This window comes from Intrasporangium sp. (assembly GCF_036566125.1).
Lineage (GTDB): Bacteria > Actinomycetota > Actinomycetes > Actinomycetales > Dermatophilaceae > Intrasporangium.
Genome location: NZ_DATCWX010000332.1, coordinates 1 through 6,773 on the forward strand (window position 1 = coordinate 1; position 6,773 = coordinate 6,773).

5 protein-coding genes are annotated in these 6,773 nt (G+C 69.8%); 4 read left to right on the forward strand and 1 reads right to left on the reverse strand.

Going from position 1 to position 6,773, the window contains the following annotated elements:
- From VIR15_RS19990 to VIR15_RS20000, 3 genes are all read left to right on the forward strand, one after another.
- Positions 1-1,191 (forward strand): phytoene desaturase family protein (locus tag VIR15_RS19990; RefSeq protein WP_331931032.1); only part of this gene is annotated, 1,191 nt, incomplete at its 5' end.
- Positions 1,192-1,377: 186 nt separating this feature from the next.
- On the forward strand, positions 1,378-3,009 hold the full coding sequence (locus VIR15_RS19995) for an alpha/beta hydrolase (protein WP_331931034.1): 1,632 nt from the start codon (positions 1,378-1,380) through the stop codon (positions 3,007-3,009).
- A gap of 112 nt (positions 3,010-3,121) precedes the next feature.
- The gene (locus VIR15_RS20000) at positions 3,122-4,423 is read left to right on the forward strand and encodes a TrpB-like pyridoxal phosphate-dependent enzyme (RefSeq protein WP_331931036.1); all 1,302 of its coding nucleotides are present in this window, start codon (positions 3,122-3,124) and stop codon (positions 4,421-4,423) included.
- 191 nt (positions 4,424-4,614) lie between these two features.
- Here VIR15_RS20000 and VIR15_RS20005 read toward each other — a convergent pair whose 3' ends face one another.
- Positions 4,615-5,202 carry a DNA-3-methyladenine glycosylase I gene (locus tag VIR15_RS20005; protein WP_331931038.1) on the reverse strand — a complete coding sequence of 196 codons (588 nt, stop codon included), beginning with the start codon at positions 5,200-5,202 and terminating at the stop codon, positions 4,615-4,617.
- A gap of 77 nt (positions 5,203-5,279) precedes the next feature.
- Between VIR15_RS20005 and VIR15_RS20010 the strand changes: the two genes are divergently transcribed.
- Positions 5,280-6,773, forward strand: a 1,494-nt coding sequence (locus VIR15_RS20010) for an NAD(P)/FAD-dependent oxidoreductase (protein WP_331931040.1), incomplete at its 3' end; no start/stop codon positions are given.

A 6,773-nucleotide genomic window follows, 5' to 3' on the forward strand; every position in this document is an offset into this window, starting at 1 on the left:
GCGGCCCACGACGGCTGGACACGGTTCTACGACCGCATGGCCCGGCTCGCCGAGCGCGTCTTCCCAACCGTCCTCGAGCCGCTGCGGTCACGCTCCGAGGTGCGCGAGCTGATCAGCGACGACGCGCTCTTCGACGCCCTCACCGAGGAGCCGATCAGCCGGCTCATCGAGTCGGTCACCGACGACGACACCCTCCGCGGGATCATCGCGACGGACGCCCTGATCGGCACCTTCGCCTCCCTCGACGACCCGACGCTGCGCCAGAACATCTGCCTCCTCTACCACCTCATCGGCGGCGGGACCGGCGACTGGGACGTCCCGGTCGGCGGCATGGGTGCGTTGACCGAGGCGCTGGCCAGGGCCGCCACCGCTGCCGGCGCGACCATCGAGACGGGCGTCGACGTGTCCGCGGTGGACCCATCGACGGGTGGGGTGACGTGGGCGGGCGGCTCTGCCCGCGCGAACAACATCCTGGCGGCATGCGCACCCACCGTCCTGAACGACCTGCTCACCCGGGCCGGCGCAGCCCCGATCGCAACCGAGCGCGACGTCGAGGGCGCGCAGCTCAAGATCAACCTCCTCCTCACGCGCCTCCCCCGCCTCCGCGACGGGGCCACCGACCCGCGTGCCGCCTTCGCGGGGACGTTCCACGTCAACGAGGGATACCGACAACTGCATGAGGCGTATGCCGCTGTGCTCGCCGGGCGCGTCCCTGACCTCCCGCCGTGCGACGTCTACTGCCACACCCTGACCGATCGCTCGATCCTCGGCCCGTCCCTGCGTGACACCGACGCCCAGACGCTGACCGTCTTCGGGCTGCACTTCCCGGCACGGCTGTTCCGCGCCGACAACTCCACGGCGACGCGGGCGGCCGTGGCCGCGGTCCTCCGCTCGATCGACTCCGTCCTCGCCGAGCCGATCGCTGACCTGCTCGTCCGGGACGCGGCTGGCAACCCGTGCATCGAGGGGAAGAGCCCGATCGACCTCGAGGAGTCGCTCGGCCTGCCGGGTGGCAACATCTGGCACCGCTCACTCCAGTGGCCCTGGGCGGAGTCGGCAGACGGGGTCGGCACCTGGGGTGTCGAGACGCCGTACGAGCGACTCCTCATCGCCGGCGCCGGCGCGAGGCGCGGCGGTGGGGTGAGCGGTATCCCTGGACACAACGCCGCCCGAGCCGTTCTGGAGCGGTGAACCACGCCGAGCCGACCGCGGACACCCACGCCCGATGGGAATGTTCCTCGTTTCCGCACGGGTCCGGCTGAGCCGGAGGAGCATGAGAGACGGCCATCGCGCGCACCTGCAAAGGGGGTCGCCATGCGACTATCCAATCGGCCCACCGGATCTGCGGCTCGACCCTGGAGGCGCATGCTCATCGGGGTGACGGCAACAGCGGCGATCCTGACGCCGATGGTTCCGGCCGCCTTGGGGGCGTCTGCCGCTCCGCCCACGACGGCCAAAGTCGCCTGGTCGCCCTGCTACCAATGGCTCGCCGCCGAACTGGGAGCGGACACCCCTGTCCGCTACGAGTGCGCGCAGGTTCCCGTTCCCTTGGACCACGACGTCCCGAACGGCGCCTCTATCCAGATTGCGATGGTGCGCATCCCCGCGTCGGGCCCGGAGAGTCGGATCGGGTCGCTCTTCCTCAACCCCGGGGGCCCGGGCGGCAGCGGAATCGACTTCACGATCTTCGCCGGGCCGTTCCTGTACACCGACGAGGTGAGGGCGAGATTCGACATCGTGGGCTTCGACCCGCGGGGCATCGGCAGGAGCACCCAGCTGCGTTGCGCCGGCAGCAACCGGCAAATCGGCGCCTGGTTCACAGACGTGGTGTGGCCCGAGACGACCGAGGAAATAGCTGACTGGGCTGCGGCGGACGCGGCCATGCAGTCGGGTTGCGACCAGAAGGGTGGCCGCATCCTCGACCACATGTCGACTGCCGACGTGGCGAGGGACCTCGACCTCCTGCGCGCTGCCGTCGGCGACGAGCAGCTCACCTATGCCGGATACTCCTACGGCAGCTTCCTCGGCACGACTTACGCCAACCTCTTCCCGGACAGGGTGCGCGCCGTTGTCGTGGATGGCGTCCTCGACCCGATCGACTGGACGACCGGCGACCCCGGCCAGGAGGACGAGCCCTTCTCGACGAGGCTGCGCAGCGACATCGGCGCAAGGGACACCCTGAACGAGTTCTTCCGGCTGTGCGACGAGGCCGCCGACACCTGTGCGTTCTCGGCGCCGGGGGGCACGGCCGCCCGCTACGAAGCGCTCGAGGATCACCTCCGCGCCGACCCTATCGATTTCGACGGGTTCCTCTACGACCACCGGTTCCTGGTCGGCGACACGCTGGGCGCGCTGTACGACTCCCCGAGCTGGTCGTTCTTTGCGGAGTACCTCGCCTTCATCGAGTCGCAGGCGTTGAGTGCCGAGCCGGTCTCGGCCACGACGTTCCAGTCGAAGCGCCGTTCGGTCGGTTCCGGCCGCGGGGGTTTCCCCGTGTACTTCGGCGTCGAGGCGTTCGCGGGAGTGGCTTGCAGCGACAGTGACAACCCCGACTCGCTCGCAGCCTGGGCAGCGGCCGCGGACGAGCGCGAGCAGGTGTCGAGATTCGGACCGCTATGGACCTGGATCTCCTCGATCTGCAGCGCCTGGCCGGGTGCCAGCGATGACCGCTACACCGGACCGTTCACGGCCACGACCGCCAACCCGGTCCTCGTCGCCAGCACGCGCTTCGACCCGGCCACCCCACTCCACGGGGCCGACCGAGTGGCGGACCTGCTCCCGAACTCTCGCCAGCTCACCGTCGACGGCTGGGGCCACACGACGCTCTTCCTCTCAGCAGCTGCGGACGAGGCGGTGTCCGCCTACCTGCTCGACGGGACGCTCCCGCCCGAGGGCGCAGTCTTCGTGCAGGACGTCGACCCGATGGCCGGCTCCGCAGAGAGCCAGTCGAACGCCACGCTCCGGGCGAAGTACCTCGCCGCCCTGCTCGGACAGCGGTCGTCGCGCTGACAGACCGCCCACTCGACAGGCGAAAGGGGCTCCCGCGAGGACGCGGCGCTCGGTTAGCCTCGCGCTGATGGCACTCTCGCCACAATGCAGAAAGCCCTCTCGAGGAGGCGTCATGACCGAGGTCCGCTCCAGCCAGCCGCTCACCGAGCCGACGGGTGCCGTCGTGCCCTCGTCCGTGCCGACGCACTGGTACAACCTGGCATCCGACCTGCCCGAGCCCTGCCCTCCCCCGCTCCACCCCGGCACCCAGCAGCCGCTCGGTCCGGACGACCTCGCGCCTCTCTTCCCGATGGCCCTGATCCAGCAGGAGGTCAGCACCGAGCGTTGGGTCGAGATCCCGCAGACCGTCCGGGAGATCTATGCCCTGTGGCGGCCGTCCCCGCTCATCCGCGCACATCGCCTTGAGCGGGTCCTCGGCACGCCGGCCAAGATCTTCTACAAGTACGAAGGCGTGAGTCCAGCGGGGTCGCACAAGCCCAACACCGCAGTCGCGCAGGCCTATTACAACGCCGTCGAGGGCGCAACGAAGCTGACGACCGAGACCGGCGCCGGGCAGTGGGGCGCGTCGCTCGCCCTCGCCTGCTCGCTGCTCGGCCTCGAGTGTGAGATCTGGCAGGTTCGTGCGTCCTACGACCAGAAGCCCTACCGCCGGTACCAGATGGAGACCTACGGCGGCGTCTGTCACCCGTCACCGTCCGACCTCACCGAGGCCGGGCGGGCCATGCTCGCGAACGACCCCGACACGACCGGCTCGCTCGGCATGGCCATTTCGGAGGCGGTCGAAGTTGCGGCCAAGGACCCCAACGCCCACTACTCGCTAGGCAGCGTGCTCAACCACGTGCTGCTCCACCAGAGCGTCATCGGGATCGAGGCGCTCGACCAGCTCGACTCGATCGGCGAGACCGCCGATGTCATCTTCGGCTGCGCGGGCGGCGGGTCGAACCTCGCCGGGCTGTCCTTCCCCTTCATCGGGCGCAACCTGCGCGATGGCGCGACGACGAAGGTCGTCGCCTGCGAGCCCGCCGCCTGCCCATCGTTGACGCAGGGCGAGTACCGCTACGACCACGGTGACGTCGCCGGCCTCACGCCGCTGCTCAAGATGCACACCCTCGGCAAGGACTTCGTGCCACCGCCGATCCACGCCGGCGGCCTGCGCTACCACGGCATGGCCCCGATGGTCTCCCACGCACACGAGCTGGGCCTCCTGTCCGCGACCGCGGTCGAGCAGGAGGATGCCTTCCAGGCCGGCATCGAGTTCGCCCGGGCGGAGGGGATCATCCCCGCGCCCGAGTCGACGCATGCTGTGGCGGCGGCTCTGGCGCACGCGCGTGCCTCGACGACCGAGGAAACGATCGTCATCGGTCTGTCCGGCAACGGCGTGCTCGACCTGCCTGCCTACGAGGACTACCTCTGAGCTGACTTGGCCACCAGCCGACGCCCACGTCCCGCGTTGTCCCCCGTGGCGTCGAGTGTGCGCTTCGCGCCGTCTCGGCCCGCATACTGCTCCGCCTCGCGGAGCAGCATGTGAGTCCGACGCTCGCGAGTGGCCCCGAATCACCGGGGACCCGAGGCCTCGCGAGGGCCTGACACGTCATTTCAGAACAGTCACTCCGGCCAGACGCCCGATGATGCGCGTCGATGGCTGGCCAAGAGATGCGTGTCGATCATGCCAATGGCCTCCATCAGGGCGAACATCGTCGTCGGCCCGACGAACGCAAACCCCTTCTTGCGCAGTGCCTTCGACAGGGCCTTCGACTCGTCGGACGCGGTCGGCACCTCGGAGTAGTCACTCGGCCTCGGCGTCTCGCTCGGCTGGAAGCTCCACACCAGGTCGACGAGGCCACCGTCCTCGCGGAGCGCGATCGTCGCCCGGGCGTTCTGGATCGTCGCCCGGATCTTCATCCGGTTCCGGACGATGCCCGCGTCAGCCATGAGTCGCTCGACGTCGGCCTCAGCGAAGCCGGCGACGACGTCCGGGTCGAAGTCCGCGAACGCCGCTCGAAAGGCCGGCCGTTTGCGCAGAATCGTCGCCCATGACAGCCCCGACTGGAACCCTTCGAGGCAGATCCGCTCGTAGAGGCCCCGCTCGTCGCGGACCGGCATGCCCCACTCCGTGTCGTAGTACTCCTTGAGGAGCGGGTCGACCGAGGCCCAGGCGGGACGTGCCAGCCCGTCATCACCAACCACCGTCATGGACCCGACCCTAGTTCGCCGGACCGACACCGAACGCATGCACGGACGTGCCCTGCGCTCCTAGGATCGATGGGGTGATGCCCGCAATCATCCTCGTCGGGCCCGAGCACCTGGACACGCTCGTGGACCAGTTCGGCCGGTACGCCCGTGAGTACGACCTCCACACAGCGAGGTCCGCCATGGAGGCCAAGCTGACCGCGAAGCGGATCAGCGCCGAAGGCGGCCAGGTGGCGATGTTCGTCGCCGAGTCACGGCTGCCGGACGCCCATGTCCTCGAGGCCTTCGGCTGGTGGCGCGGGGTCGTGCCGACGGCGCGAAGGGTCATCGCGGCTCACTGGTCGGTGTTCCGGGACGACGCCACCCCGCTCAGACCGGGCTTGGCCAAGGGCAAGTACGACGCGTTCCTGCTCATGCCCCGAGGCGTGCGGGACGAGGAGTTCCACACCGCCATCAGCGAGCTGCTGTCGGACTGGGGCTCGACCGTTGCCGAGCCCGAGGTCGTCACCGTCAAGATCGTGTCGCCGACGCAGGACCCTCTGACGCTCAGCATCCGCGACTACCTGGACCGCATGGGGATGCCCAACCGGGTCTACGCCCCCGACTCCGAGGTCGGCAGGGCCGTGCTGTCCCGGCTCGACGGCGGACCGGACGGCGAACCGGAGTTCCCGGTCGTCATGGGGGCGGACCAGACCGTTGGCTCCCCGCGCAGCGTCCGCGACGTCGCGGTCCGCATCTACGGCCAGCCGGCCGACATCGAGGTCGACCAGGTGGTCGACGTCGCCATCGTCGGGGCCGGACCGGCGGGACTGGCAGCTGCCGTCTACGCCTCGTCGGAGGGGTTGTCGACGGTCGTCATCGAGGCCGAGGCGATCGGGGGTCAGGCCGGCACGTCGTCGATGATCCGCAACTACCTCGGCTTCCCCCGTGGCATCTCCGGGATGCGCCTGGCGCAGCGCGCCCGCAACCAGGCGATCCGCTTCGGGACCCGGTTCTTCAGCGGCTGGCCGGTCACGGAGCTCGTTCCCGGGGACCTCGCCGAGGACGGCAGGCGCGCCCCGCACACCCTGTGCACCGACGGCGGGGACGTGCACGCCCGCGGCGTCGTCATCGCGGCTGGAGTCAAGTACCGCCGTCTGCACGCGCCCGGCATCGATGACCTCGTCGGACTCGGCGTCAACTACGGCAGCGCGATGACGGCCGCCCGGGAGACCGAGGGGTACGACGTGGTCGTCGTTGGCGGCGGCAACTCGGCCGGGCAGGCCGCGATCCACCTCGCCCGGTTCGCCCGGTCGGTGACGATCCTCGTCCGTCGTCGCGGTTTGGAGGAGACGATGTCGCAGTACCTCATCGGCGAGATCGCCTACAACCCGCGGATCACCGTGCAGCCCTGCTCGGAGGTGATCGAAGGCGGCCCGGACGAGGACGGACGACTCGGTTGGGTCACCGTGCGCAGCACCGTCGACGGGACCGAGGCCCGTCGCCCCTGCCGTGGCCTGTTCCTGCTCCTCGGCGCCGAGCCGTACTGCGACTGGCTCCCACCTGGCATCGCCCGCGACACAGGTGGATTCGTC

Coding starts and splice junctions, on each gene's coding strand:
- VIR15_RS20000 (WP_331931036.1), top strand. CDS start 3,122: ATGACCGAGGTCCGCTCCAGCCAGCCGCTCACCGAGCCGACGGGTGCC.
- VIR15_RS20005 (WP_331931038.1), bottom strand. CDS start 5,202: ATGACGGTGGTTGGTGATGACGGGCTGGCACGTCCCGCCTGGGCCTCG.